The 24,933-nt window shown below is 42.9% G+C and carries 23 protein-coding genes; all 23 read left to right on the plus strand.

The window, feature by feature from the left end; translation table 11 throughout:
- Positions 1 to 73: 73 nt before the first annotated feature.
- The 23 genes from truB to NSU16_RS09045 all read left to right on the plus strand — a co-directional run bounded on the left by truB (position 74) and on the right by NSU16_RS09045 (position 24,894).
- On the plus strand, positions 74 to 1,003 hold the full coding sequence (gene truB / locus NSU16_RS08935) for a tRNA pseudouridine(55) synthase TruB (protein ID WP_326197037.1): 930 nt from the start codon (positions 74 to 76) through the stop codon (positions 1,001 to 1,003).
- A gap of 18 nt (positions 1,004 to 1,021) precedes the next feature.
- On the plus strand, positions 1,022 to 1,972 hold the full coding sequence (gene ribF, locus NSU16_RS08940; RefSeq protein WP_339192523.1) for a bifunctional riboflavin kinase/FAD synthetase: 951 nt from the start codon (positions 1,022 to 1,024) through the stop codon (positions 1,970 to 1,972).
- A gap of 156 nt (positions 1,973 to 2,128) precedes the next feature.
- Positions 2,129 to 2,398 (plus strand): 30S ribosomal protein S15, encoded by a 270-nt coding sequence (gene rpsO / locus NSU16_RS08945; protein ID WP_003154182.1) that lies wholly within the window; start codon positions 2,129 to 2,131, stop codon positions 2,396 to 2,398.
- Between the two features lie 171 nt (positions 2,399 to 2,569).
- A complete protein-coding gene (gene pnp / locus NSU16_RS08950) occupies positions 2,570 to 4,687 on the plus strand; it encodes a polyribonucleotide nucleotidyltransferase (RefSeq protein WP_339192524.1) in 2,118 nt (705 codons plus the stop codon).
- Between the two features lie 116 nt (positions 4,688 to 4,803).
- Complete coding sequence (locus NSU16_RS08955) at positions 4,804 to 5,763, plus strand: polysaccharide deacetylase family protein (protein WP_286058525.1); 960 nt, start codon at positions 4,804 to 4,806, stop codon at positions 5,761 to 5,763.
- A gap of 38 nt (positions 5,764 to 5,801) precedes the next feature.
- Positions 5,802 to 7,031, plus strand: a complete 1,230-nt coding sequence (locus tag NSU16_RS08960) for a pitrilysin family protein (protein ID WP_010334290.1) — start codon at positions 5,802 to 5,804, stop codon at positions 7,029 to 7,031.
- Between the two features lie 77 nt (positions 7,032 to 7,108).
- Positions 7,109 to 7,366 (plus strand): YlmC/YmxH family sporulation protein, encoded by a 258-nt coding sequence (locus NSU16_RS08965; protein ID WP_010334291.1) that lies wholly within the window; start codon positions 7,109 to 7,111, stop codon positions 7,364 to 7,366.
- A 191-nt stretch (positions 7,367 to 7,557) separates the two neighbouring features.
- Positions 7,558 to 8,451, plus strand: coding sequence for a dipicolinic acid synthetase subunit A (dpaA, locus tag NSU16_RS08970; RefSeq protein WP_229150190.1), 894 nt, complete (start codon positions 7,558 to 7,560; stop codon positions 8,449 to 8,451).
- Positions 8,452 to 8,453: 2 nt separating this feature from the next.
- A complete protein-coding gene (gene dpaB / locus NSU16_RS08975) occupies positions 8,454 to 9,056 on the plus strand; it encodes a dipicolinate synthase subunit B (protein WP_029441269.1) in 603 nt (200 codons plus the stop codon).
- Positions 9,057 to 9,181: 125 nt separating this feature from the next.
- Complete coding sequence (asd, locus tag NSU16_RS08980; RefSeq protein WP_339192525.1) at positions 9,182 to 10,222, plus strand: aspartate-semialdehyde dehydrogenase; 1,041 nt, start codon at positions 9,182 to 9,184, stop codon at positions 10,220 to 10,222.
- A 91-nt stretch (positions 10,223 to 10,313) separates the two neighbouring features.
- Positions 10,314 to 11,528, plus strand: coding sequence for an aspartate kinase (dapG, locus tag NSU16_RS08985; RefSeq protein ID WP_010334295.1), 1,215 nt, complete (start codon positions 10,314 to 10,316; stop codon positions 11,526 to 11,528).
- 30 nt (positions 11,529 to 11,558) lie between these two features.
- The gene (gene dapA, locus NSU16_RS08990) at positions 11,559 to 12,431 is read left to right on the plus strand and encodes a 4-hydroxy-tetrahydrodipicolinate synthase (protein WP_010334296.1); all 873 of its coding nucleotides are present in this window, start codon (positions 11,559 to 11,561) and stop codon (positions 12,429 to 12,431) included.
- A gap of 177 nt (positions 12,432 to 12,608) precedes the next feature.
- Positions 12,609 to 14,276 carry a ribonuclease J2 gene (rnjB, locus tag NSU16_RS08995; RefSeq protein WP_010334297.1) on the plus strand — a complete coding sequence of 556 codons (1,668 nt, stop codon included), beginning with the start codon at positions 12,609 to 12,611 and terminating at the stop codon, positions 14,274 to 14,276.
- Between the two features lie 115 nt (positions 14,277 to 14,391).
- Complete coding sequence (gene tepA / locus NSU16_RS09000; RefSeq protein WP_229150188.1) at positions 14,392 to 15,129, plus strand: translocation-enhancing protein TepA; 738 nt, start codon at positions 14,392 to 14,394, stop codon at positions 15,127 to 15,129.
- Positions 15,126 to 15,338, plus strand: coding sequence for a YlzJ-like family protein (locus tag NSU16_RS09005; protein ID WP_326192174.1), 213 nt, complete (start codon positions 15,126 to 15,128; stop codon positions 15,336 to 15,338). Before tepA ends, NSU16_RS09005 begins: the two co-directional genes overlap by 4 nt.
- Positions 15,339 to 15,468: 130 nt before the next feature.
- Positions 15,469 to 17,838, plus strand: coding sequence for a DNA translocase FtsK (locus tag NSU16_RS09010; protein WP_339192526.1), 2,370 nt, complete (start codon positions 15,469 to 15,471; stop codon positions 17,836 to 17,838).
- 133 nt (positions 17,839 to 17,971) lie between these two features.
- Positions 17,972 to 18,697 carry a GntR family transcriptional regulator gene (locus NSU16_RS09015; RefSeq protein WP_010334301.1) on the plus strand — a complete coding sequence of 242 codons (726 nt, stop codon included), beginning with the start codon at positions 17,972 to 17,974 and terminating at the stop codon, positions 18,695 to 18,697.
- 133 nt (positions 18,698 to 18,830) lie between these two features.
- Entirely contained in the window at positions 18,831 to 20,039 is a 1,209-nt protein-coding gene (gene bcbE, locus NSU16_RS09020) for a bacillibactin exporter BcbE (RefSeq protein WP_229150195.1), read from the plus strand.
- Positions 20,040 to 20,294: 255 nt separating this feature from the next.
- On the plus strand, positions 20,295 to 21,572 hold the full coding sequence (locus NSU16_RS09025) for a pitrilysin family protein (protein ID WP_229150186.1): 1,278 nt from the start codon (positions 20,295 to 20,297) through the stop codon (positions 21,570 to 21,572).
- Complete coding sequence (locus tag NSU16_RS09030; protein ID WP_268446161.1) at positions 21,569 to 22,855, plus strand: pitrilysin family protein; 1,287 nt, start codon at positions 21,569 to 21,571, stop codon at positions 22,853 to 22,855. The genes NSU16_RS09025 and NSU16_RS09030 overlap by 4 nt, the downstream gene beginning before the upstream one ends.
- Positions 22,856 to 22,907: 52 nt before the next feature.
- Positions 22,908 to 23,636 (plus strand): SDR family oxidoreductase, encoded by a 729-nt coding sequence (locus NSU16_RS09035; protein WP_326202407.1) that lies wholly within the window; start codon positions 22,908 to 22,910, stop codon positions 23,634 to 23,636.
- Between the two features lie 79 nt (positions 23,637 to 23,715).
- A complete protein-coding gene (locus tag NSU16_RS09040; RefSeq protein WP_029441274.1) occupies positions 23,716 to 23,973 on the plus strand; it encodes a DUF3243 domain-containing protein in 258 nt (85 codons plus the stop codon).
- A 129-nt stretch (positions 23,974 to 24,102) separates the two neighbouring features.
- The gene (locus NSU16_RS09045; RefSeq protein WP_003220998.1) at positions 24,103 to 24,894 is read left to right on the plus strand and encodes a YmfK family protein; all 792 of its coding nucleotides are present in this window, start codon (positions 24,103 to 24,105) and stop codon (positions 24,892 to 24,894) included.
- The last annotated feature ends 39 nt before the right edge of the window (positions 24,895 to 24,933 follow it).

Consider the following 24,933-nt stretch of genomic DNA (forward strand, 5'->3'; position numbering starts at 1 on the left):
GATAGGCGTTCGTCGTCTGTCCTCTTTTCTGCGTTTTAAAGAAAATTTACACAACAGAAGGAGTGAAAGGCATATGGTTAACGGAGTTCTCCTTTTACATAAACCGGTAGGCATGACATCGCATGATTGTGTCATGAAGATCCGGAAGCTGCTTAAAACAAAAAAAGTCGGACACACGGGAACGCTTGATCCTGAGGTATCAGGTGTGCTTCCGATTTGTGTAGGCCGGGCAACAAAAATTGTTGAATATTTAACTGAGAAGTCTAAAACATATGATGCTGAAATTACGCTTGGCATTTCAACGACGACAGAGGATCAAACCGGAGAACCCGTTGATACAAAGCCAGTAGTTCAAACTATTGATGAAGCAGAAGTAGAAAAGGTGTTAAACAGCTTAAAGGGAAAACAAGAACAAATTCCCCCGATGTATTCAGCAGTAAAGGTAAACGGCAAAAAATTATATGAGTATGCAAGAGCAGGACTTGAAGTAGAACGGCCAAAACGTCTTATTACCATTGAAGACATTGCGCTCACTACAGGGGTTAAACATAATGGAGAGACAGCGAGTTTCCGGTTTACGGTAACATGTTCAAAAGGAACCTATGTGCGGACACTGGCGGTTATGATTGGCGAAAAGCTCGGATATCCGGCTCATATGTCTCATTTGATCCGTACGGCGTCCGGTGACTTTTCCCTTGATGAATGCTTTACGTTCGAAGAGCTGGAAGCTCAAGCGGAATCCGGAACTATAACAGAGCATACAGTCTCTATTGAACGTGCGCTCAATCATTTGCCGAAATGGATCATAAGTGATACATTAGCTAAGAAAGTAGAAAATGGGGCTTTGCTTGAAACACCTGAACAATTCACGGATCTGACAAGCGACGACCGTATCGCAGTCTATACGGAATCCGGAAGCTGTCTGGCGATTTATTTCCCCCATCCTACAAAACACGGGCTGTTAAAGCCGGCAAAAGTATTGATGCAAAAAAGCGAACAATAGAAAAAAGGTGACCGTTCTGTGAAGACGATACATATTACACATCCGCATCATTTAACAAAAGAGGAGCAGCCAGAATCTGTGATGGCGTTAGGTTATTTTGACGGCGTTCATCTGGGGCATCAAAAGGTAATCGGCACAGCTAAACAGATAGCTGAAGAAAGAAATCTGACATTAGCCGTGATGACCTTTCACCCCCATCCCTCTCATGTGCTGGGCAGGGATCAGGAACCAAAGGATCTGATTACTCCTCTTGAAGATAAAATTAGTCAAATTGAACAATTAGGCACGGAGATTCTGTATGTCGTTAAATTTAATGAAGAATTTGCTTCTCTGACTCCAAAGCAGTTTGTTGATCAGTACATTTTAGGCCTTAATGTACAGCATGCAGTGGCAGGCTTTGACTTTACGTACGGCAAATACGGCAAAGGAACAATGGAAACGATGCCGCTTGATTTAGATGGAAAAGCTGATTGTACGATGGTAGAAAAATTGACGGAGCAGGATAAAAAAATCAGTTCCAGCTATATTCGGAATGCACTTCAAAACGGAGACGTTGAACTGGCCAATGTTTTGCTTGGACAGCCCTACTTTATTAAAGGAATTGTCATTCACGGAGATAAAAGAGGGCGGACAATCGGGTTTCCGACTGCCAATGTCGGCTTAAATAACAGCTATATTGTCCCGCCGACCGGTGTATATGCCGTCAAGGCGGAAATAAACGGCGAGCTTTACAACGGCGTTTGCAATATCGGCTATAAGCCGACGTTTTATGAAAAACGTCCGGAACAGCCTTCGATTGAGGTCAATTTATTTGATTTTGATCAAGATGTATACGGAGCCGTTATAAAAATTGAATGGTATAAACGAATTCGGAGCGAGCGCAAGTTCAACGGCATTCAAGAATTAACAGAGCAAATTGAGAAAGATAAGCAGGAAGCGATCCGTTATTTCAGCAATTTGCGGAAATAACATGCAGCGCACACAAATTTTAATCTAAAATATTTGCATACAGGCCCGATTTTTAGTATGATAGTCTTCGTAGTCTTAAAACCTTTGCTTGGCAATCCGAAGTCACCGACGGTTGCTAGGTAACTGGGGCTAAATTTGATTTGGAGGTGAAACAGGATGGCAATTACTCAAGAGCGTAAAAACCAACTCATCAGTGAGTTTAAAACACACGAATCTGATACTGGATCTCCAGAAGTTCAGATCGCTATCCTAACTGATTCAATTAACAACTTGAACGAGCATTTACGTACACACAAGAAAGACCACCATTCACGTCGCGGTCTTCTTAAAATGGTAGGTAAGCGTCGTAATCTTCTTACGTATCTGCGTAATAAAGACGTAACTCGTTACCGTGAGTTAATTAACAAACTAGGCTTACGTCGATAATCGTAAAAAGCGGGAGGATTCCCGCTTTTTTATCGTATTAAAGCGAAAATTTTTATAACAATCATTGAAATCCTTTTACATACTACTTTGACATTGATATGTTCAATCCATTTCGTTCATAATAGGAGTAATTGATTATTTCACACAACGAAGAGAGGAGTTCGTAATCGTATGGGACAAGAAAAACATGTCTTTACCATAGATTGGGCCGGAAGAACGCTTACTGTTGAAACCGGCCAGCTTGCCAAACAGGCAAACGGTGCTGTTATGGTCCGCTACGGCGACACAGCAGTACTCAGTACAGCAACCGCTTCAAAAGAACCGAAACCGCTTGATTTCTTCCCGCTTACTGTAAACTACGAGGAAAGATTATATGCGGTAGGTAAAATACCTGGCGGGTTTATTAAAAGAGAAGGACGTCCAAGTGAAAAAGCAGTATTGGCGAGCCGTTTAATCGACCGTCCGATCCGCCCTTTGTTCGCCGATGGATTCCGTAATGAAGTTCAAGTCATCAGCATCGTCATGAGTGTTGACCAAGACTGCTCTTCAGAAATGGCTGCTATGTTCGGTTCATCGCTTGCACTTTCTGTATCGGACATCCCGTTTGAAGGACCGATTGCAGGGGTAACTGTCGGACGCATTGATAATCAATTTGTTATTAACCCGACGGTTGATCAGCTTGAGAAAAGTGATATCAATCTTGTCGTTGCCGGAACTAAAGATGCAATTAACATGGTGGAAGCGGGAGCAGACGAAGTTCCTGAGGAAACGATGCTAGAAGCGATTATGTTCGGCCATGATGAGATTAAACGCCTGATTGCATTCCAAGAAGAAATTGTTGCAGCTGTCGGCAAAGAAAAGTCAGAAATTAAGCTCTATGAAATTGACGAAGAGCTGAATGAAAAGGTAAAGGCTTTAGCAGAAGAAGATCTGCTGAAAGCAATCCAAGTTCATGAAAAGCATGCGCGCGAAGATGCCATTACTGAAATGAAAAACACAGTGGTAGCAAAATTCGAGGAAGATGAGCATGATGAAGAAACAATCAAGCAAGTCAAACAAATTTTGTCCAAGCTTGTCAAAAATGAAGTGCGCCGCCTGATTACTGAAGAAAAGGTAAGACCTGACGGCCGCGGAGTCGATCAAATTCGCCCGCTTTCTTCTGAGGTCGGCCTCTTGCCGAGAACACACGGTTCCGGATTGTTCACAAGAGGACAGACTCAGGCTCTCAGCGTTTGTACGTTAGGTGCTCTCGGGGATGTGCAGATCCTTGATGGTTTAGGTGTCGAAGAATCGAAACGGTTTATGCACCATTACAACTTCCCGCAATTCAGCGTTGGGGAAACAGGACCAATGCGTGGGCCGGGACGCCGTGAAATCGGACACGGAGCACTGGGTGAGCGTGCGCTTGAGCCAGTTATTCCGTCTGAAAAAGACTTCCCTTATACTGTCCGTCTTGTGTCAGAAGTGCTTGAATCAAACGGTTCTACGTCTCAAGCAAGTATTTGCGCAAGCACACTTGCAATGATGGATGCCGGTGTACCAATCAAAGCACCAGTCGCAGGTATTGCAATGGGACTTGTCAAATCAGGCGAACACTATACTGTTTTAACTGATATTCAAGGCATGGAAGATGCGCTTGGAGACATGGACTTTAAAGTTGCCGGAACTGCAAAGGGCGTAACGGCGCTACAAATGGACATTAAAATTGATGGCCTTTCCAGAGAGATTCTCGAAGAAGCGCTTCAGCAGGCGAAAAAAGGAAGAATGGAAATCCTCAACAGTATGCTTGCTACATTAAGCGAATCAAGAAAAGAGCTTTCCCAATATGCGCCTAAGATTTTAACAATGGCGATCAATCCTGATAAAATCCGCGATGTCATCGGACCTAGCGGAAAACAAATCAATAAAATCATCGAAGAGACCGGTGTTAAAATTGATATCGAGCAGGATGGTACAATCTTTATTTCTTCGACAGTTGAGAGTAGCAACCAAAAAGCGAAGAAAATCATCGAAGACCTCGTCAGAGAGGTTGAAGTCGGTCAGCTTTACTTAGGTAAAGTAAAACGAATCGAAAAATTCGGTGCATTCGTTGAAATTTTCAGCGGAAAAGACGGTTTGGTGCACATTTCAGAGCTTGCGCTTGACCGCGTAGGAAAAGTTGAAGATGTTGTCAAAATCGGAGATGAGATTCTTGTGAAAGTTACTGAAATCGATAAGCAAGGACGGGTCAACTTGTCTCGTAAAGCTGTGCTCCGTGAAGAGAAAGAAAAAGAAGAACAAAAATCTTAAATGAAAACATAAAAGGAGCCTGGGAGACCCCGGCTTCTTTATTTTGACGCTTTAAAAAGCAAGCGGGTTCTACCTTGTCCTTCTCCTTCATAATGTGAGGTGAGGGGGGACAAAACATGTACAAAAAATTTGTACCGTTTGCCGTTTTTCTATTTCTTTTTTTTGTTTCATTTGAGATGATGAAAAATCCGCACACACTTGATTATATAGGGGCAATGAAACAAGATACGGTGACCGTCTCGGCGTCCAAAGACCCGTTATATGAAGAATTGCTTCAAAAGGCGCCAGATTATGAAGTAAAGCCTCAGAATGCAAGAATAGATAAGGTGTGGAAAAGCATTCCCGGTTACAATGGTTTAAAGGTCAATATTGAAGAATCCTATAAAAAAATGAAAAAGCACGGTGAGTTTCGGGAAAACGATTTAGTGTACAGTCAAGTAAAACCAAGCGTTCATCTTGAGTCTCTTCAGCCAGAGCCTATTTACAAAGGGAATCCTGAAAAACCGATGGTGGCTTTTTTAATTAATGTGGCATGGGGAAACGACTATTTGGAAAGAATGCTCCCTGTACTTCAAAAGCATAAAGTGAAGGCAACGTTTTTTTTGGAAGGCAATTGGGTGAAACACAATGAACAGTTGGCTAAAAAGATTGCGGAAGAAGGACATGAAATCGGAAATCATTCATACAATCATCCGGATATGAGCAAACTGACAACAGGAAGAATTTCCGAACAGCTCGACAAGACGAATGAGCAGATAGAAAAAACGCTCGGTGTCAAGCCGAAATGGTTCGCTCCGCCAAGCGGGAGTTTCAGAAAAGCGGTTGTTGACATTGCAGCTGACAAACATATGGGAACAGTGATGTGGACAGTTGATACAATCGACTGGAAAAAACCGGCTCCGTCTGCACTTCAAACACGGGTGTTAAGCAAGATACATAATGGTGCCATGATTTTAATGCATCCGACAGATCCCACGGCGGAAAGTCTTGAAGCGCTGATTACAAAGATAAAAGAGAAAGGATATGCGCTTGGAACAGTCACTGAACTAATGGATGAAACAAGACTGTTGAAGTAACAGGGCAGGCAGCTAGTCTTTGAATAGGAGGAACAAATTTGATTAAACGATATACATGTCAAAATGGTGTAAGAGTTGTGCTTGAAAATAACCCGACAGTCCGTTCTGTTGCGATTGGCGTTTGGATTGGTACAGGCTCGCGGCACGAAACGCCGGAGATAAATGGGATTTCCCACTTTTTGGAGCATATGTTCTTCAAAGGGACGAGCACAAGATCTGCACGTGAGATAGCAGAATCTTTTGATCGTATTGGCGGTCAGGTCAATGCGTTTACCTCAAAGGAATATACCTGCTATTATGCAAAGGTGCTTGATGAGCATGCGAATTACGCACTTGACGTATTAGCAGATATGTTTTTTCATTCAACTTTTGATGAAAACGAGCTGAAAAAAGAAAAAAATGTGGTTTACGAAGAAATAAAAATGTACGAAGACGCGCCCGATGATATTGTCCATGATTTACTGAGCAAAGCCACGTACGGGAATCATTCTTTAGGCTATCCGATTCTAGGCACAGAAGAAACGCTTGATTCCTTTAACGGCGACTCTCTCAGACAATACATGCATGATTATTATACGCCGGACCGTGTCGTTATTTCTGTAGCGGGTAATATTTCAGAAAGCTTTATAAAAGATGTAGAAAAATGGTTCGGATCATACGAGGCAAAAGGCAAAGCGACAGGTCTTCAGAAGCCTGGATTCCATACAGAAAAACTCACAAGAAAAAAAGAAACAGAACAAGCCCATTTATGTCTAGGCTTTAAAGGGCTGGAAGTCGGTCATGAAAAGATTTATGATTTGATCGTCCTTAATAATGTGCTCGGAGGCAGTATGAGCAGCCGCCTGTTCCAAGATGTTCGTGAAGATAAAGGGCTCGCTTATTCTGTTTACAGCTATCACAGCTCATATGAGGACAGCGGCATGCTCACCATTTATGGCGGAACAGGTGCAAATCAGCTTCAGCAGCTGTCAGAAACCATTCAAGAAACTCTTGCGACATTAAAACGCGACGGCATAACGGTGAAAGAGCTGGAAAACAGCAAGGAGCAAATGAAGGGAAGCTTGATGCTGAGCTTAGAAAGCACGAACAGCAAAATGAGCCGAAACGGTAAAAATGAACTGCTGCTCGGAAAACACAAAACATTAGACGAAATTATTAATGAATTAAACGCTGTAAACTTAGAACGCGTCAACGGTCTTGCCAGACAAATGTTTACGAATGACTATTCTCTGGCTCTTATCAGCCCTTCCGGCAATATGCCATCATAAACCGAAATGCCTGCCCCAAAACGGAGCAGGCATTTTTTTATCCTTTTGATCATACATAGTACAAGGGGGTGACAGAGATGCGGCTCAGTGAATTATCAGGGAAGGAAATTGTCGACATCAAAAGAGCTGAACGGCTGGGAGTACTGGGTCAGACCGATTTAGAAATCAATGAACAGGATGGTCAGATCACAGCGCTTCTCATTCCGACGGTCAAATGGTTTGGTTTGAGAAAACACGGTCAAGACATTCGTGTCCCCTGGAATCATATTCAAAAGATCGGATCAGATATGATCATTTTAGATGTCCCTGAGGAGATTTCTCCTCACCAAGAGTAACTATAGAAAAGGCCCAACTCTGCAGGTTATGGGCTCTCATGAAAACATCCAAACATCGGCTGACTCAGCCGATGTTTTTTTGTGTGAAAAAAGCGTATGTTTTAATTCACCGCTATTTCCTTTTGATCATAAGATGAAGGGGAGCTTAACAACTAGGGATCCAGTATATACAAAGAAGGTGAACGTTTAACATGTTAACCGGATTGAAAATTGCAGTTATCGGCGGTGACGCAAGGCAGCTCGAAATTATTAGAAAGCTCACTGAACAGCAGACTGACATCTATCTCGTCGGTTTTGACCAATTGGATCACGGTTTTACCGGAGCTGTAAAATGCAACATTGATGAAATTCCTTATCAGCAAATAGACAGTATCATTCTTCCTGTGTCTGCAACAACAGGAGAAGGTGTCGTATCAACCGTATTTTCAAATGAAGAAGTTGTTTTAAAACAGGAGCACCTCGACCAAACGCCTGCACACTGTGTCATTTTCTCAGGGATTTCTAACGCCTATTTAGAAAACATTGCAGCTCAAGCAAACAGAAAACTTGTTAAGCTGTTTGAGCGGGATGACATTGCGATATATAATTCTATTCCGACAGTAGAAGGAACGATTATGCTGGCCATTCAGCACACAGATTATACGATACACGGATCTCGGGTGGCTGTTCTCGGGCTAGGGCGTACCGGAATGACAATCGCCCGTACATTTGCCGCGCTTGGGGCGAATGTAAAGGTAGGCGCAAGAAGTTCAGCGCATCTGGCGCGCATCACCGAAATGGGGCTCGTCCCGTTTCACACTGATGAACTCAAAGAGCATGTCAAAGATATAGATATTTGTATTAATACCATACCGAGCATGATTTTGAATCAAACTGTGCTTTCTTGCATGACACCGAAAACCTTAATATTGGATCTGGCTTCACGGCCCGGTGGAACCGATTTTAAATATGCTGAAAAACAAGGGATTAAGGCACTCCTTGCCCCTGGTTTGCCGGGGATTGTCGCTCCTAAAACAGCCGGGCAGATCCTCGCCAATGTCTTGAGCAAGCTTTTGGCTGAATTACATGCTGAGGAGGGGAAATAAGAATGTCGTCACTAAAAGGGAAAAGAATTGGATTTGGACTGACCGGCTCGCATTGCACATATGAAGCGGTGTTTCCGCAAATTGAGGCGCTAGTCAATGAAGGAGCGGAAGTCCGGCCGGTTGTCACATTTACCGTAAAATCCACAGATACACGCTTTGGAGAAGGAGCGGAATGGGTTAAAAAAATTGAAGATCTTACCGGATATGAGGTGATTGATTCAATTGTAAAGGCTGAACCCCTCGGGCCAAAGCTGCCATTGGACTGCATGGTAATAGCTCCTTTAACCGGAAACTCGATGAGCAAGCTGGCCAACGCCATGACAGACAGCCCAGTACTGATGGCTGCAAAAGCAACAATCAGAAACAATCGGCCGGTCGTTCTCGGTATCTCAACAAATGACGCTCTCGGTTTAAATGGCACCAACCTAATGAGGCTCATGTCTACCAAAAATATCTTCTTCATTCCTTTTGGGCAAGATGATCCATACAAAAAACCGAATTCAATGGTTGCCAAAATGGATCTGCTTCCTCAAACTGTTGAAAAGGCCCTGATGCATCAGCAGCTTCAGCCGATTCTCGTTGATAATTATCAGGGAAATGACTAAATATACAGAAAATCTTTCCTAAACAAAAAATTTCGGTCATCACCCGCATATTCTATGGTAAAATAAAACGTAAAATTATAGTCAAATCAATTCAATGAAGCTGATTGGCGGAAGGAGTTTTACAGATGGGAAGAGGTTTACACGTAGCTGTTGTCGGAGCGACAGGAGCTGTAGGACAACAAATGCTTAAAACACTTGAAGACAGAAATTTTGAAATGGATACACTTACATTGCTATCTTCAAAACGCTCTGCGGGTACCCAAGTCACATTTAAAGGCCAAGAGCTGACTGTACAGGAAGCTTCTCCCGAGAGCTTTGAAGGAGTAGATATTGCTTTGTTCAGCGCCGGCGGAAGCGTATCGCAGACATTGGCACCCGAAGCTGTAAAACGCGGAGCTATTGTTATAGATAATACAAGTGCGTTCCGTATGGACGAAAATACGCCGCTTGTTGTGCCTGAAGTTAACGAGGCGGACTTGCATGAACACAACGGCATTATTGCCAATCCTAACTGCTCTACAATTCAAATGGTGGCTGCGCTGGAACCGATCCGCAAAGCTTACGGCTTAAACAAAGTTATCGTATCAACTTACCAAGCGGTATCAGGAGCGGGAAATGAAGCTGTAAAAGAGCTGCACAGCCAAACAGAGGCGATTTTAAACAACGAAGAAATCAAACCAGAGATTATGCCTGTAAAAGGTGATGAAAAACACTATCAAATCGCTTTCAATGCGATTCCGCAAATTGATAAATTCCAAGATAACGGCTATACGTTTGAGGAAATGAAAATGATAAATGAAACGAAAAAAATCATGCACATGCCTGAGCTTCAAGTAGCGGCTACATGTGTGAGACTTCCGATTGAAACCGGCCATTCAGAGTCCGTTTACATCGAGGTAGACCGAGATGACGCTACTGTGGAAGATATTAAAAATCTATTAAAAGAAGCTCCTGGCATTACACTTCAGGACGACCCGAGCCAGCAGCTTTATCCAATGCCTGCCGATGCAGTCGGCAAAAACGATGTGTTTGTAGGCCGCATCCGCAAAGACTTGGACAGAGCAAACGGTTTTCATTTATGGGTAGTTTCTGATAACCTATTAAAAGGCGCGGCATGGAACTCTGTTCAAATTGCAGAAAGCCTGAAAAAACTAAACCTCGTATAAAAGAGAGAATTTCCTAAGTGCGAATAGAAGAGAGTAAGGCGCAAATCGCCTGCTCTCTTCTGTTACGTCCGAATAATTTGGAGTGAAAACAGTGAAGATAATTGTTCAAAAGTTTGGCGGGACATCTGTAAAGGATGACAAAGGCCGTAAACTGGCTTTAGAGCACATTAAAGAAGCAATCAGTGAAGGATATAAGGTTGTCGTTGTCGTTTCTGCGATGGGCAGGAAGGGTGATCCGTACGCAACAGACTCTCTGTTGGGACTGCTTTACGGCGATCAGTCTGCGATTTCCCCAAGAGAGCAGGATTTGCTTTTATCATGTGGAGAGACGATTTCTTCTGTCGTCTTTACGAGCATGCTGCTGGATAACGGTGTAAAAGCATCTGCGCTGACTGGGGCTCAGGCAGGCTTCTTAACAAATGACCAGCATACAAATGCAAAAATCCTTGAAATGAAGCCTGAGCGTTTATTCAGTGTGCTTGCGAATCATGACGCGGTAGTCGTCGCAGGATTCCAAGGCGCTACTGAAAAGGGCGATACAACAACGATCGGAAGAGGGGGCAGCGATACGTCTGCAGCCGCACTTGGGGCGGCAATTGACGCTGAATATATCGATATTTTCACAGATGTTGAAGGTGTGATGACTGCAGATCCGAGAGTAGTGGAAAACGCGAAACCGCTTCCTGTGGTAACATATACGGAAATCTGCAATTTGGCGTACCAGGGAGCGAAAGTGATTCATCCGCGAGCTGTGGAAATTGCGATGCAGGCTAAGGTTCCGATCCGCGTCCGCTCAACATATTCTAAAGATAAAGGCACATTGGTGACTTCACATCATTCTTCTAATGTCGGCAGTGATGTTTTTGAACGGCTGATTACGGGAATTGCCCATGTCAAAGATGTCACACAGTTCAAAGTGCCTTCAAAACTCGGTCAGTATAACGTTCAGACTGAAGTTTTTAAAGCGATGGCGAATGCAGGAATTAGCGTTGATTTCTTTAACATTACACCTAGTGAAATTGTTTATACGGTGGCTGGGAACAAGACGGAAACAGCTCAGCGTATTTTAATGGATATGGGCTATGACCCGATGGTGACGAGAGACTGCGCAAAAGTTTCGGCAGTCGGTGCCGGTATCATGGGCGTCCCGGGTGTAACGTCTAAAATTGTGACAGCCCTATCAGAGAAAGAGATTCCTATTCTGCAGTCGGCGGACAGCCACACGACCATCTGGGTGCTTGTCCATGAAAAGGACATGGTTCCTGCTGTAAACGCTTTGCATGAAGTGTTTGAACTTTCTAAGTAAATGTGATTGAATCATGATGAGGTGAAAAAAATGAATTTCGGAAATGTGTCTACAGCTATGATTACACCTTTTGACAATAAAGGGAATGTAGACTTTCAAAAATTGTCTACACTGATTGACTACTTGTTGAAAAACGGAACAGATTCTTTAGTAGTAGCGGGAACGACAGGAGAATCTCCAACCCTTTCAACAGAAGAAAAAATAGCGCTATTTGAATATACGGTCAAAGAAGTGAACGGCCGGGTGCCCGTTATTGCGGGTACTGGAAGCAACAACACGAAAGATTCCATTAAGCTCACAAAAAAAGCTGAGGAAGCGGGCGTAGACGCGGTCATGCTCGTTACACCGTATTATAATAAACCTTCACAAGAAGGCATGTACCAGCATTTTAAAGCTGTTGCTTCTGAAACGTCTCTGCCAGTTATGCTGTACAATGTGCCGGGCCGCACCGTTGCTTCTCTTGCTCCTGAGACGACTATCCGTTTGGCGGCAGATGTTCCGAATGTTGTTGCGATTAAAGAAGCGAGCGGAGACCTCGAAGCGATTACAAAAATTGTTGCGGAAACGCCTGAAGATTTCTCCGTTTATTCTGGAGATGACGCCTTGACGCTTCCTGTTCTGTCAGTAGGAGGAAGAGGTGTCGTTTCAGTCGCAAGCCATATCGTAGGCTCTGATATGCAGCAAATGATCAAAAATTATACAAATGGGCAAACAGCTAACGCGGCACTGATTCACCAGAAACTCCTGCCGATTATGAAGGAACTGTTTAAAGCGCCTAACCCGGCTCCTGTGAAAACAGCTCTTCAGCTGAAAGGCCTTGATGTCGGTTCAGTGCGTCTTCCTCTTATCCCGTTAAACGAAGATGAACGTCTGAGCTTAAGCAGCGCGATCAGCGAACTGTAAGAAAAATTTCATACAGTGAAACAAACGCGGTCATTCTCATTACACCTGAGTTTGACCGTTTCTTATACATATTGGTTTTCCCTAAACCTTCTGCTTTATCTTGTTTTCTAAAATTACTTTCAGTTATAATAGGAACAAGTGATGATGGACGGGTATGAGACTAGGAGGATATAGATTTTGAAAAAGAAAAATACAGAAAACGTTAGAATTATCGCCCTTGGCGGTGTCGGAGAAATTGGGAAGAACCTTTATGTCATCGAAATTGATTCAGACATATTTGTCGTTGATGCCGGCCTTATGCATCCAGAAAATGAAATGCTTGGTATTGATGTGGTGATTCCTGACATATCATATTTGATTGAACGATCTGACCGCGTCAAGGCTATCTTTTTAACACATGGGCATGATGAGAATATCGGCGGCGTTTTTTACTTGTTAAACAAGCTGTCTGTTCCTGTATACGGAACAAAGCTGACGCTTGCACTGTTAAGAGAAAAATTAAAGCAATACGGACATAACCGAAAAGCTGATTTAAGAGAAATTCACTCAAAATCTGTCATTACATTTGAATCAACAAAGGTATCGTTCTTTAATACGATCCACAGTATCCCTGATTCAGTAGGCGTTAGTTTAAAAACATCACTTGGATCTATTGTATGCACGGGAGACTTTAAATTTGACCAAACACCTGCACTTAATCAATCGTGCGACATTGGCGAGATTGCCAAAATCGGCAACAGCGGCGTACTTGCTCTGCTTTCTGACAGTGCAAATGCAGAACGTCCGGGTTACACCCCTTCGGAAGCTGCTGTCAGCGGAGAGATTTCGGACGCGCTTTACAATTCAGAGAACCGGGTAATCATTGCTGTTTTCGCATCCAATATTAACCGGATTCAGCAAGTCATTCATGCAGCGGCTCAAAATGGCAGAAAGATTGCAGTTGCCGGAAAAAACCTTCAATCGATCCTTCAGCTGGCAAGAAAGCTTGGATATATTGAAGCAGATGATGAACTGTTTATTTCGGTTCAGGACGTCAAAAAATATCCGAAGCGTGAAGTAGCTATTGTAACTGCCGGCAGCCATGGTGAACCGTTGGCAGCTCTGACAAGAATGGGAAACAAAGCCCACAAGCAGTTGAATATCGAAGAAGGGGATACAGTTGTAATTGCATCAACACCGATCCCTGGACAGGAACTCATTTATTCTAAAACAGTAGATTTGCTTGCCAGAGCTGGCGCACAAGTCATTTTTGCCCAAAAGCGTGTGCATGTATCTGGACACGGCTCACAGGAAGAGTTAAAGCTGATGATCAATCTGCTTAAACCAAAATATTTAATTCCTGTAAACGGCGAATACAGAATGCAAAAGGCTCATTCAAAAATCGCTGAAGAAATCGGCATGAAGCGCAGTGATATCTTCTTAATTGAAAAAGGAGACGTTGTCGAGTTCCGCGGCCAAAACGTAAAGATCGGTGATAAAGTGCCATACGGCAATATTTTAATCGATGGTTTAGGTGTAGGCGACATCGGAAATATTGTGCTGAGAGACCGCCGCTTACTTTCACAAGACGGCATACTGATTGTTGTCATTACACTTGATAAACAAAAGAAACATCTTGTATCAGGTCCTGAGATTATCACACGCGGTTTTGTTTATGTAAGAGAGTCTGAAGGCCTTATCGTACAGGCTACTGAGCTTGTACGCTCAATCGTGACTGAAGCAACAGAAACATCAAATGTTGAATGGTCAACGCTTAAGCAGGCAATGCGAGATGCTTTGAACCAATTCCTATATGAAAAAACAAAACGTAAACCGATGATCATCCCAATTATTATGGAAGTCTAATGGAAACGTAAGACCGGAGCTGCTCCGGTCTTTATTTTTTTGCCTGTTATGCCGGGATTGAATCGAAGATCTTTGTTCATAATACAAAGAGAAACTCGGAAAGGGTGAAAGCGAAATGGATCATCGTATGGAAAATACAGAAGAAGAACGTCCTGAAAAAAATGATGCGAAAGACAGCATTATGAATAAAATACAGCAGCTAGGGGAAACGACACTTCCGCAGCTCCCGCAAGATACAAATATCCATTGTCTGACCATTATCGGACAAATAGAAGGCCATGTTCAGCTGCCTCCGCAAAACAAAACAACAAAATATGAACATGTAATCCCGCAAATCGTTGCCATTGAGCAGAATCCAAAAATTGAAGGTTTGCTTATTATATTAAATACAGTCGGCGGAGATGTGGAAGCAGGTCTTGCGATTGCTGAAATGCTCGCATCCTTGTCAAAACCGACCGTCTCCATCGTACTTGGCGGAGGACATTCCATCGGTGTGCCAATTGCGGTATCTTGTGATTATAGCTATATCGCTGAAACAGCTACCATGACGATTCATCCCGTTCGGCTGACGGGACTGGTGATCGGTGTGCCTCAAACCTTTGAGTACTTGGATAAGATGCAAGAAAGAGTCGTTAAATTTGTAACAAGCCATTCAAATGTAAATGAAGATAAGTTTAAAGAGCTAATGTTTTCAAAAGGAAACTTAACACGCGATATTGGAACAAATGTCGTCGGCAAGGATGCCGTCGAGTATGGCCTGATTGATCACGTCGGCGGAGTCGGCCAAGCGATCAATAAATTAAATGAGCTGATCGAGGAAGCTAGAAAAGAAGAAGGACGGATGATTCAATGATTTTATATACCATGATGCCGCAGGAAATTGTTTTCGCGGAACAGAACCAACAGCCAAGTGCTCACGAGCAAATCGAGTATAGGGGTGTTCCGCTTCTTGTCGAGATGAAAGGCAATGAAGCAGAGGTTATACAAGTCATGAGTACAAACCCCATGCACTTTCTGCATCCGGATATTTCTCCGGGACAAAAGCTAAAATTAAACGTATAAGATTCCTCCCCTTTTTTAAGGGCAAAATATGCTATAATAGGGGAATCCTACAGAAAAAATGCAGCCAGTTAACGGCTGCTTTCTTCATTATGTATGAACTTACATTTTTTAACGCAGTAAGGTGATGAGTGTGGCAAAGAAAAAAAGAAAATCGAGAAAAAAACAGGCAAAACAGCTCAACATAAAATACGAATTAAACGGATTGCTGTGCATTGCTATCTCAATTATCGCCATTTTGCAGCTTGGTGTAGTGGGACAAACCTTTATCTACTTGTTCCGTTTTTTCGCTGGTGAGTGGTTTATTTTATGCTTGTTAGGCTTATTTGTTTTAGGGGTTTCACTATTTTGGAAGAAAAAAACGCCGAGTCTTTTAACGAGACGAAAGGCGGGGCTGTACTGCATCATTGCAAGCATATTGCTGCTTTCTCATGTGCAGCTGTTTAAAAATTTGACGAACAGAGGGTCTATTGAGTCTGCCAGCGTGATCCGCAATACATGGGAATTATTTTTAATGGACATGAATGGGAGCTCTGCTTCACCTGATTTAGGCGGGGGGATGATCGGGGCGCTTCTGTTTGCGGCTTCACACTTTTTGTTTGCATCTACTGGTTCTCAAATTATGGCGATTGTAATGATTTTGATCGGATTGATTCTGGTCACAGGGCGCTCTCTTCAAGAAACGCTGAAAAAGTGGATGAGCCCGATCGGCCGTTTCATTAAAGAACAATGGTTTGCTTTTATTGATGACATGAAATCAGTCAAAACAAATATGAAATCATCGAAAAAGGCGAAAGCCAATACCAGCAAAAAACAAAAGCCGGCTCGCAAAAAACAGCAAATGGAGCCAGAGCCCGCTGCTGAAGAAGAGGAGCAGGAAATGGTATCGCCTCTCATTCATTCAGAGCCGATTATCTCAAGCTTTTCAGACCGGAATGAATCGGAAGAGCCCCCGGCAGCTGCAGAAAAACAAATTGAACCGGTCACAGAACCGCTTCAGGAAAATCAGTCCGAGGCTGACCATAATGAAACGGCAGTTGCTCCGCCAATGACCTTTACAGAACTTGAAAATAAAGATTATCAGATGCCGTCATTAGATTTATTAGCCGATCCGATGCATACCGGCCAGCAGGCTGATAAAAAAAATATTTATGAGAATGCGAGAAAGCTCGAACGCACCTTCCAAAGCTTCGGCGTAAAGGCAAAAGTGACACAGGTTCATCTCGGGCCGGCTGTCACGAAATATGAAGTGTATCCGGATGTTGGGGTAAAGGTCAGTAAAATAGTCAACCTAAGTGATGATTTAGCGCTTGCGTTAGCTGCAAAAGACATCAGGATTGAGGCGCCTATTCCAGGGAAATCTGCCATTGGGATAGAAGTTCCAAACGCGGAAGTGGCTATGGTATCGCTGAAGGAAGTGCTTGAGTCAAAACTTAATGACCGACCTGATGCTAAACTGTTAATCGGACTTGGCCGTAATATTTCGGGCGAAGCCGTGCTTGCTGAATTAAACAAAATGCCTCATTTGCTTGTTGCAGGCGCGACCGGGAGCGGAAAAAGTGTCTGTGTCAACGGCATTATCACAAGTATTTTGATGCGCGCTAAACCGCATGAAGTGAAAATGATGATGATTGACCCAAAAATGGTTGAGCTGAATGTGTACAATGGAATTCCGCATTTGCTTGCTCCGGTGGTAACTGATCCGAAAAAAGCTTCACAAGCTTTGAAAAAGGTTGTCAATGAAATGGAACGGCGGTACGAACTGTTTTCTCATACAGGAACTAGAAATATTGAAGGGTACAATGATTATATTAAACGCTCCAATAATGAGGGAGAGGCAAAACAGCCAGAGCTGCCGTATATCGTGGTTATTGTGGACGAGCTAGCTGATCTTATGATGGTAGCTTCATCTGATGTAGAAGACTCGATTACGAGATTGTCCCAAATGGCGCGGGCTGCCGGCATCCATCTAATTATTGCGACACAGCGTCCGTCAGTTGACGTCATTACAGGGGTCATCAAGGCAAATATTCCGTCACGAATCGCATTCAGTGTCTCTTCACAGACGGATTCAAGGACCATTCTGGATATGGGGGGCGCTGAGAAGCTTCTGGGACGCGGAGATATGCTGTTTTTACCTGTAGGGGCTAATAAACCTGTCCGCGTACAAGGAGCATTTTTGTCAGACGAAGAAGTGGAGCAGGTCGTGGATCATGTCATTACGCAGCAAAAAGCTCAATATCAGGAAGAAATGATTCCTGAGGAAATAACGGAAACACATACTCAGGTTACCGATGACCTTTATGATGAAGCCGTCGAATTAATTGTCGGCATGCAGACTGCATCCGTATCGATGCTGCAAAGACGGTTCAGAATCGGGTATACAAGAGCGGCACGTCTGATAGATGCAATGGAAGAACGCGGTGTAGTTGGCCCGTATGAAGGCAGCAAACCAAGGGAAGTCTTAATATCAAAAGAAAAACATGATGAGCTCTCTTCTTAAAGAAAGAGAGCTCGGCAACAATAATAACATTATGTAAACTGAACACCTTGCTGTTTATTTTTTCGACAAAACATGATATAGTTGTCCCAATTGTTCAATAATTTTTATCGAAGGTGGTTTACGGAGGGGAAACATGTCTACAAAAGCTGATAATCGGCACTTGTATTTAAAAGTAATTGAACGAATTAAAGAGGATATTAAAAATGGAATCTACACTGAGAAAGAAAAGCTCCCTTCTGAATTTGAGCTTTCCAAAAAGCTTGGCGTCAGCCGGGCGACTTTGCGTGAAGCACTACGGATATTGGAAGAAGAGCATGTGATTATCAGGAGGCATGGTGTAGGAACTTTTGTCCATTCTAAGCCGTTATTTCTTTCGGGCATTGAACAGCTGAACAGTGTAACCAAAATGATTGAACAGGCTAATATGATCCCAGGAACAATCTTTCTTTCATCTCAAGTGCTTATGCCGACTGATGATGATATCAAGAGATTTCATCTGACATCAGGCCAGGAAGTTTTTTATCTTGAACGTGTCAGAACGGCAAACGGACAGCCGATTGTGTATTGTATTGACAAAATTCCGATGGATATATTGCCGGATTCTTTTTCTCACCAGCAAGAGTCTATGTTTGACCTGCTTGAGAAAAATTCAGGCTCTGTCATCAGCTATGCCGTAACCGATATTGAGCCGATCGGCTATCATGATACGATTTCTCCAGTGCTGGAATGTGATCCGGAAACAGCTCTTTTACTGTTAAAACAAACGCATTATGATCAGCATGATAAACCGGTGCTTTATTCATTAAATTATTTCAGAGCAGACAAATTCAGATTCCATGTTTTGCGTAAACGATTCTAAAACAGACGCCTGTGATGTGTCTGTTTTTTTATTGCCTGGTTTATGTTTCTTTGTACATACTTTCAATGCGGTTAACGCAAGATATAAAGGATGACAAAGTGAATGGGTGAAAATGTTGAAAGAAAAAATAGGAATGAAAAATATTATTGCTCTGGCTTCCGTACCGCTTGTTATGACATTAGGGAACTCCATGCTGATTCCCGTGCTTCCGATGATGGAGAAAAAGCTGTCGGTCAATTCATTTCAAGTATCATTAATTATCACTGTATATTCGGTGGTAGCGATCATTTGCATTCCGATCGCGGGGTACCTGTCGGATAGATTTGGCAGAAAAAAAGTGCTGCTCCCATGCCTTCTTATTGCGGGAATAGGGGGAGCTGTGGCTGCTTTTGCTTCGACATATATAGACAATCCTTATGCTATGATCTTGGCTGGACGGGTTCTTCAAGGCATCGGATCAGCAGGGGCAGCACCCATCGTCATGCCGTTTATCGGCGATCTGTTTAAGGGAGATGATGAAAAGGTCAGTGCCGGTCTTGGCGATATTGAAACCGCTAACACCTCGGGGAAAGTGCTGAGTCCCATACTGGGCGCTTTACTTGCATCCTGGTACTGGTTCGTCCCGTTTTGGTTTATTCCGTTTTTCTGTTTGATCAGCTTTTTGCTTGTATTGTTTTTGGTGGAGAAGCCTGAAGAAGATGAGGATGCACCTACAATTTCAGAGTTCCTCAAGAATGTGCGGAAAATCTTTAAACAGGATGGACGCTGGCTCTACACAGTTTTTATTATTGGATGCGTCATTATGTTTTTATTATTTGGCGTATTATTTTACTTATCAGATACGCTAGAGAATAAATATACAATTGACGGAGTGGCCAAAGGCGGGCTGCTGGCGATACCTCTTTTATTCCTGTCCAGCAGTTCTTTTATAGCGGGTAAAAAGATCGGCAAAGATAAGGGAAGAATGAAATTTTGCGTCGTTACAGGGATGATTATGTTAAGCCTGTCTTTTATCGGCTTGTGGTGGAACCACAGTTTTTATTTTTTGTTTATCTTTTTAAGTTTTGGGGGAATTGGAATCGGAATGGCGCTTCCTGCTTTAGATGCGCTGATAACGGAAGGGATTGAAAGTGAGGAATGCGGAACAATTTCTTCATTTTACAATAGTATGCGCTTTATTGGAGTAGCTCTCGGGCCGCCTGTGTTTGCGGCATTGATGTCTAATGCAAGCTGGCTTATCTTCATTCTCTCTGCGTTTTGCGGGATTATTTCTTTATTTCTGGTGCTCTTTAATGTAGATGCTAAAAAAAGTGAAGAAGAAAAAAACTTAGGGACGGTTTGACAAACCGTCTTTTTTTGCTGAGAAAAATCGGCAGAAAACTTGTGTAAGACAAGTAATTGATTCGCATTTCGTAAAAGCATGAAGAGGCAACAAGGATCATGACAGCATAAACAGCGGAAGAACAATTAATACGCAAGAGGTTATTGTTTCCTTATAAATCCTACAGTTGCTATAATTACATGAAAGAGTGTTTCTGCGAATGCTGAAATTTGGTCATAATACATACTAATAAGAAATGAACGAAGGAGGTTTCACATGTCATATGTCAATGAAGTCAAAACAAAGCACGGCGGTTTAACCGCACATATTGTAGAAACAGAAAAATTTAAAACCGTCTCGCTTATCTTTAAAATGCTGGCGCCCTTAACAAAGGAGCAAGTTACGAAAAGAGCGCTGTTCCCGCATGTGCTGCTTCGCGGAACAGAAAGCCGTCCGAAAACTGCAGATTTACGTTCTTATCTGGATGAACTGTACGGCACGTCTGTTTCGGCTGATCTCTCGAAAAAAGGTGAACAGCATGTGATTACATTCAGACTTGAAATTCCGAATGAAAAATATTTAAAAGATCAGACGCCTCTCCTTGAAAAAGGGCTCCAGCTTCTCGCAGAAATCGTCTTTTCACCTGCTTTAGAAGCAGGCGTTTTTCAATCGCAATATGTGGATCAAGAAAAACGAACGCTGAAGCAGAGAATTCAAGCGGTTTATGATGATAAAATGCGTTACTCTAATCTAAGGCTTATACAGGAAATGTGTAAAAATGAACCTTACTCGCTGCACGTTAATGGAGAGATCGACGATGTTGATGCCATTACGGCCGATCAATTATATGAAACATACCGAAACGCGATCCAAAAAGACCAGCTTGATCTATATGTCGTCGGCGATGTTGACAGGAAACAAGTGCAAGCTGCTATTGATCAATATTTTCACACAGAGGAACGCGCTCTGGAAACATTTGTGAACAACCATTCTGAACAACCTGAGCCTAAAGAAGTCATTGATGAAGAAGACGTCAAACAAGGCAAGCTGAATATTGGCTATCGGACCAATATTACTTTTACGGATCAGGATTATTCAGCTTTACAAGTTTTTAACGGAATGTTCGGCGGCTTTTCTCATTCCAAGCTTTTCATTAATGTTCGGGAAAAAGCCAGTCTCGCTTATTACGCAGCCTCCCGTATCGATAGCTTTAAAGGCTTATTAATGGTGATGTCAGGAATAGAAGTAAAAAACTACAAACAAGCCGTTTCTATTATTGCCGAGCAATTTCAGGCTATGAAAAACGGGGAGTTCAGTGAGGAAGACATCTCTCAGACGAAAGCCATGATTCGGAATCAGGTGCTGGAAACCATTGATACTGCGTATGGTTTATCTGAATTTTTATATCAGCAGGCCGCTGCCCAAGTCGATATTCCGATCGAAGATTTCCTTGCCAATATTGAGCGGGTGACAAAAGAGGATATCATAAAAGTCGGCGAAAAAATTCAGCTTGATACGACTTACTTCTTAAAAGGGACGGAGGGTGCATCTTGATAAAACCAATCGAATTTGAACAGCTTCAGGAGACGCTGTATCATGAAAAAATGTCAAACGGCCTAGACGTATACGTTTTGCCGAAAAAAGGCTTCAACAAGACGTATGCGGTATTCACAACAAAGTACGGGTCTATCGATAATCAGTTTGTCCCTCTTGGAAAAGACGAGATGGTTCATGTCCCCGATGGGATTGCCCATTTTCTTGAACATAAGCTGTTTGAAAAAGCTGATGGAGATGTTTTTCAAGATTTCAGTAAACAGGGCGCCTCTGCCAATGCGTTTACGTCATTTACAAGAACGGCTTATCTTTTCTCGAGCACGTCAAACGTGGAACGCAATTTGGAAACACTGATTGATTTTGTGCAGGACCCTTATTTTACAGAAAAAACAGTAGAAAAGGAAAAAGGGATTATCGGCCAGGAAATTAACATGTATGATGATAATCCTGACTGGAGGCTGTACTTCGGGGTGATTGAAAACATGTACAAAGATCATCCTGTCAAAATTGATATAGCCGGAACGGTAGAAAGTATATCCCATATCACTAAGGACCTTCTTTATGAATGTTATGAGACGTTTTACCATCCGAGCAACATGCTCCTCTTTATAGTCGGCCCTGTTGATCCTGAAGCGATCATTTCTCAGGTAAGAGAAAATCAGGGAAGAAAACCGTATACAGATCAGCCGGAAATTAAACGGGAAGAAGTAAAAGAGCAAGAAGCTGTTTTCCGGAAAGAAAAAGAAATTAAAATGAATGTTCAGGGACCGAAATGTCTCGTCGGACTGAAATCAAAGCATCCGTATAGATTAGGGAAAGAGCTGCTCAAGCATGAACTTGCAATGAACCTATTGCTGGAATCTTTGTTCGGCAAAAGCTCTGCCCAATATGAATCCCTTTATGAAAAAGGGTATATAGATGAAACGTTCAGCTTTGATTTTACGGCTGAATATGGGTTCGGTTTTGCGGCCATCGGTGGGGACACGCCTGAACCGGATAAATTGGCTGAAGACATTTCAAGCAATCTGCTTCGTGCCGGTGAAATCATCACCGCTGAGAAGATTGAACTTGCCAGAAAGAAAAAAATCGGGTCATTTTTAAAGGCATTAAACTCACCTGAATACATCGCTAACCAATTCACTCGCTATGCATTTTTGGAGATGAGCCTGTTTGATATCGTAACTGTTCTCGAGCAGATCACCCTTGAGGATGTGCAGCAAATCATACAAGAGGAAATTGCTGAGGATAGACTGACTGTCTGCAAAGTGGTTCCTAAATCTTAACATGCATCCCTCCAATGTGAGGGGTGTTTTTCTGCGGAAAGAAGGAAAGAGGATGAAAAAAACAGCATTAGTCACCGGGGCAAGCGGCGGTATTGGCAAAAGCATAAGTGAATCGCTTGCAGCAGAGGGGTATGATCTGCTTTTGCACTACAATCAGAATGAAGACGCGGCAGCAGAGCTTGCTGAAAAACTGAAACGGGCGTTTGGCATAGATGCTAATATTTTGCAAGGAGATCTCTCCACTCCGAATGGCGCTGATGAACTATCAAAATCAATTGTTCAGCCGGTTGATGCGATCGTTTTAAACAGCGGCAGAAGCCATTTCGGGCTGATTACTGATGTAGATAATGCTACGGTACAGGAAATGGTTCAGCTGCATGTGGCAAGTCCTTACATTTTGACGAGAAACCTTCTTCCAAGCATGATCCGAAACAAAACGGGAGCGATTGTGGCAGTCAGCTCTATTTGGGGAGAGACTGGCGCATCGTGTGAGGTGCTGTACAGCATGGCAAAGGGAGCACAGCACTCGTTTGTAAAAGGACTGGCTAAGGAGCTGGCTCCAAGCGGTATCAGGGTCAATGCAGTAGCACCTGGTGCTGTAGATACCAACATGATGAATCAATTCAGTCCGGATGAATTGGAAGAGATCGCTGATGAGATCCCGATCGGCCGGCTTGCACAGCCGAAAGAAATTGCCGAGGCGGTAGCATTTCTCCTGTCTGAAAAAGCTTCCTATATTACTGGACAGATTCTGTCTGTTAACGGGGGCTGGCACTGCTGATGCAAAATAAAATGTGTATAGTTTCTTTTAAGAAGGACAAAATAATTTTGTAACTTCACATGAAATGGAGGAAACTCACATGTCAGTATTAGAAAACTGGGATAGTTGGAAGAATTTCCTTGGTGATCGTTTGAACTATGCGCAAGATAAAGGCATGAGTCAGGACACCATCACTGACCTTGCTACAGAAATCGGCGGTTACCTGGCTAATGAAGTGGATTCTAAGAACGAGCAGGAAAAAGTGCTGGCAGATCTTTGGAGCGTAGCATCTAAAGAAGAACAGCATGCCATTGCCAATATGATGGTTAAGCTTGTTGAAAATAACAGCACTCATTAAGAAGAGAGGAGATTCTTCCTCTCTTTTTTATGTTTTCCTCATCACAGCAACATTCTTCTTTCTAATTAGAGAAAAATGCTTTATGATAAAGGAAGGTAAAAATTTGCCACAATGAAGGGGGTATATCATTTGGCAAAGCTCGAATGGTATTTTGAATATGAAATTCAAGTGAACCGCCCCGGACTGCTCGGGGATATTTCATCTCTTCTCGGGATGCTTTCTATTAACATCGTAACGATAAACGGCGTCGATCTTTCCAGAAGGGGAATGCTGCTCAGGTGCCGCCATATAGATCAAATTAAACGATTAGAATCAATCTTAAAAACGATGGAAACAATTAAAGTAACGAAGCTGAGGGAACCAAGGCTTCGCGATCGTCTCGCCGTGCGACACGGGCGGTACATCCAGAGGGATGCCGATGATAAGAAAACATTCCGCTTTGAACGGGACGAGCTGGGCCTATTAGTCGATTTTATGGCCGAACTGTTCAAAAAAGAAGGCCATAAATTAATCGGAATCCGCGGAATGCCGCGCGTCGGGAAAACGGAGTCAATTGTAGCTTCCAGCGTATGCGCCAGCAAAAGGTGGCTGTTTGTGTCATCTACCTTGCTGAAACAAACAATCAGAAGCCAGCTGATTGCCGATGAATACAGCACTGAAAATGTCTTTATCGTTGACGGGATTGTGTCGACAAGAAGAGGGTCTGAACGCCATCTGCAGCTGGTGAGGGAAATCATGAGGCTGCCTGCTACAAAAGTGGTGGAGCATCCGGACATATTCGTTCAAAATACAGAGTATACACTAGATGACTTTGATTATATTATTGAACTGAGAAATGATCCTGATGAGGTTATTACATATGAACATGCTGAAGAACCCCAAATGTTTGATCAATCCGGGTTTTCAAGCTTTGATTTTTAAAATTGGAAGGTGTTTGTTGTGACTGAACTAGGAATCCGG

Source organism: Bacillus sp. FSL K6-1003, assembly GCF_037964945.1.
Classification (GTDB): Bacteria; Bacillota; Bacilli; order Bacillales; family Bacillaceae; genus Bacillus; species Bacillus mojavensis.

Coding starts and splice junctions, on each gene's coding strand:
- truB (WP_326197037.1), top strand. CDS start 74: ATGGTTAACGGAGTTCTCCTTTTACATAAACCGGTAGGCATGACATCG.
- rpsO (WP_003154182.1), top strand. CDS start 2,129: ATGGCAATTACTCAAGAGCGTAAAAACCAACTCATCAGTGAGTTTAAA.
- pnp (WP_339192524.1), top strand. CDS start 2,570: ATGGGACAAGAAAAACATGTCTTTACCATAGATTGGGCCGGAAGAACG.
- NSU16_RS08955 (WP_286058525.1), top strand. CDS start 4,804: ATGTACAAAAAATTTGTACCGTTTGCCGTTTTTCTATTTCTTTTTTTT.
- NSU16_RS08965 (WP_010334291.1), top strand. CDS start 7,109: ATGCGGCTCAGTGAATTATCAGGGAAGGAAATTGTCGACATCAAAAGA.
- dpaA (WP_229150190.1), top strand. CDS start 7,558: ATGTTAACCGGATTGAAAATTGCAGTTATCGGCGGTGACGCAAGGCAG.
- dpaB (WP_029441269.1), top strand. CDS start 8,454: ATGTCGTCACTAAAAGGGAAAAGAATTGGATTTGGACTGACCGGCTCG.
- asd (WP_339192525.1), top strand. CDS start 9,182: ATGGGAAGAGGTTTACACGTAGCTGTTGTCGGAGCGACAGGAGCTGTA.
- dapA (WP_010334296.1), top strand. CDS start 11,559: ATGAATTTCGGAAATGTGTCTACAGCTATGATTACACCTTTTGACAAT.
- tepA (WP_229150188.1), top strand. CDS start 14,392: ATGGATCATCGTATGGAAAATACAGAAGAAGAACGTCCTGAAAAAAAT.
- NSU16_RS09005 (WP_326192174.1), top strand. CDS start 15,126: ATGATTTTATATACCATGATGCCGCAGGAAATTGTTTTCGCGGAACAG.
- NSU16_RS09015 (WP_010334301.1), top strand. CDS start 17,972: ATGTCTACAAAAGCTGATAATCGGCACTTGTATTTAAAAGTAATTGAA.
- bcbE (WP_229150195.1), top strand. CDS start 18,831: ATGAAAAATATTATTGCTCTGGCTTCCGTACCGCTTGTTATGACATTA.
- NSU16_RS09025 (WP_229150186.1), top strand. CDS start 20,295: ATGTCATATGTCAATGAAGTCAAAACAAAGCACGGCGGTTTAACCGCA.
- NSU16_RS09035 (WP_326202407.1), top strand. CDS start 22,908: ATGAAAAAAACAGCATTAGTCACCGGGGCAAGCGGCGGTATTGGCAAA.
- NSU16_RS09040 (WP_029441274.1), top strand. CDS start 23,716: ATGTCAGTATTAGAAAACTGGGATAGTTGGAAGAATTTCCTTGGTGAT.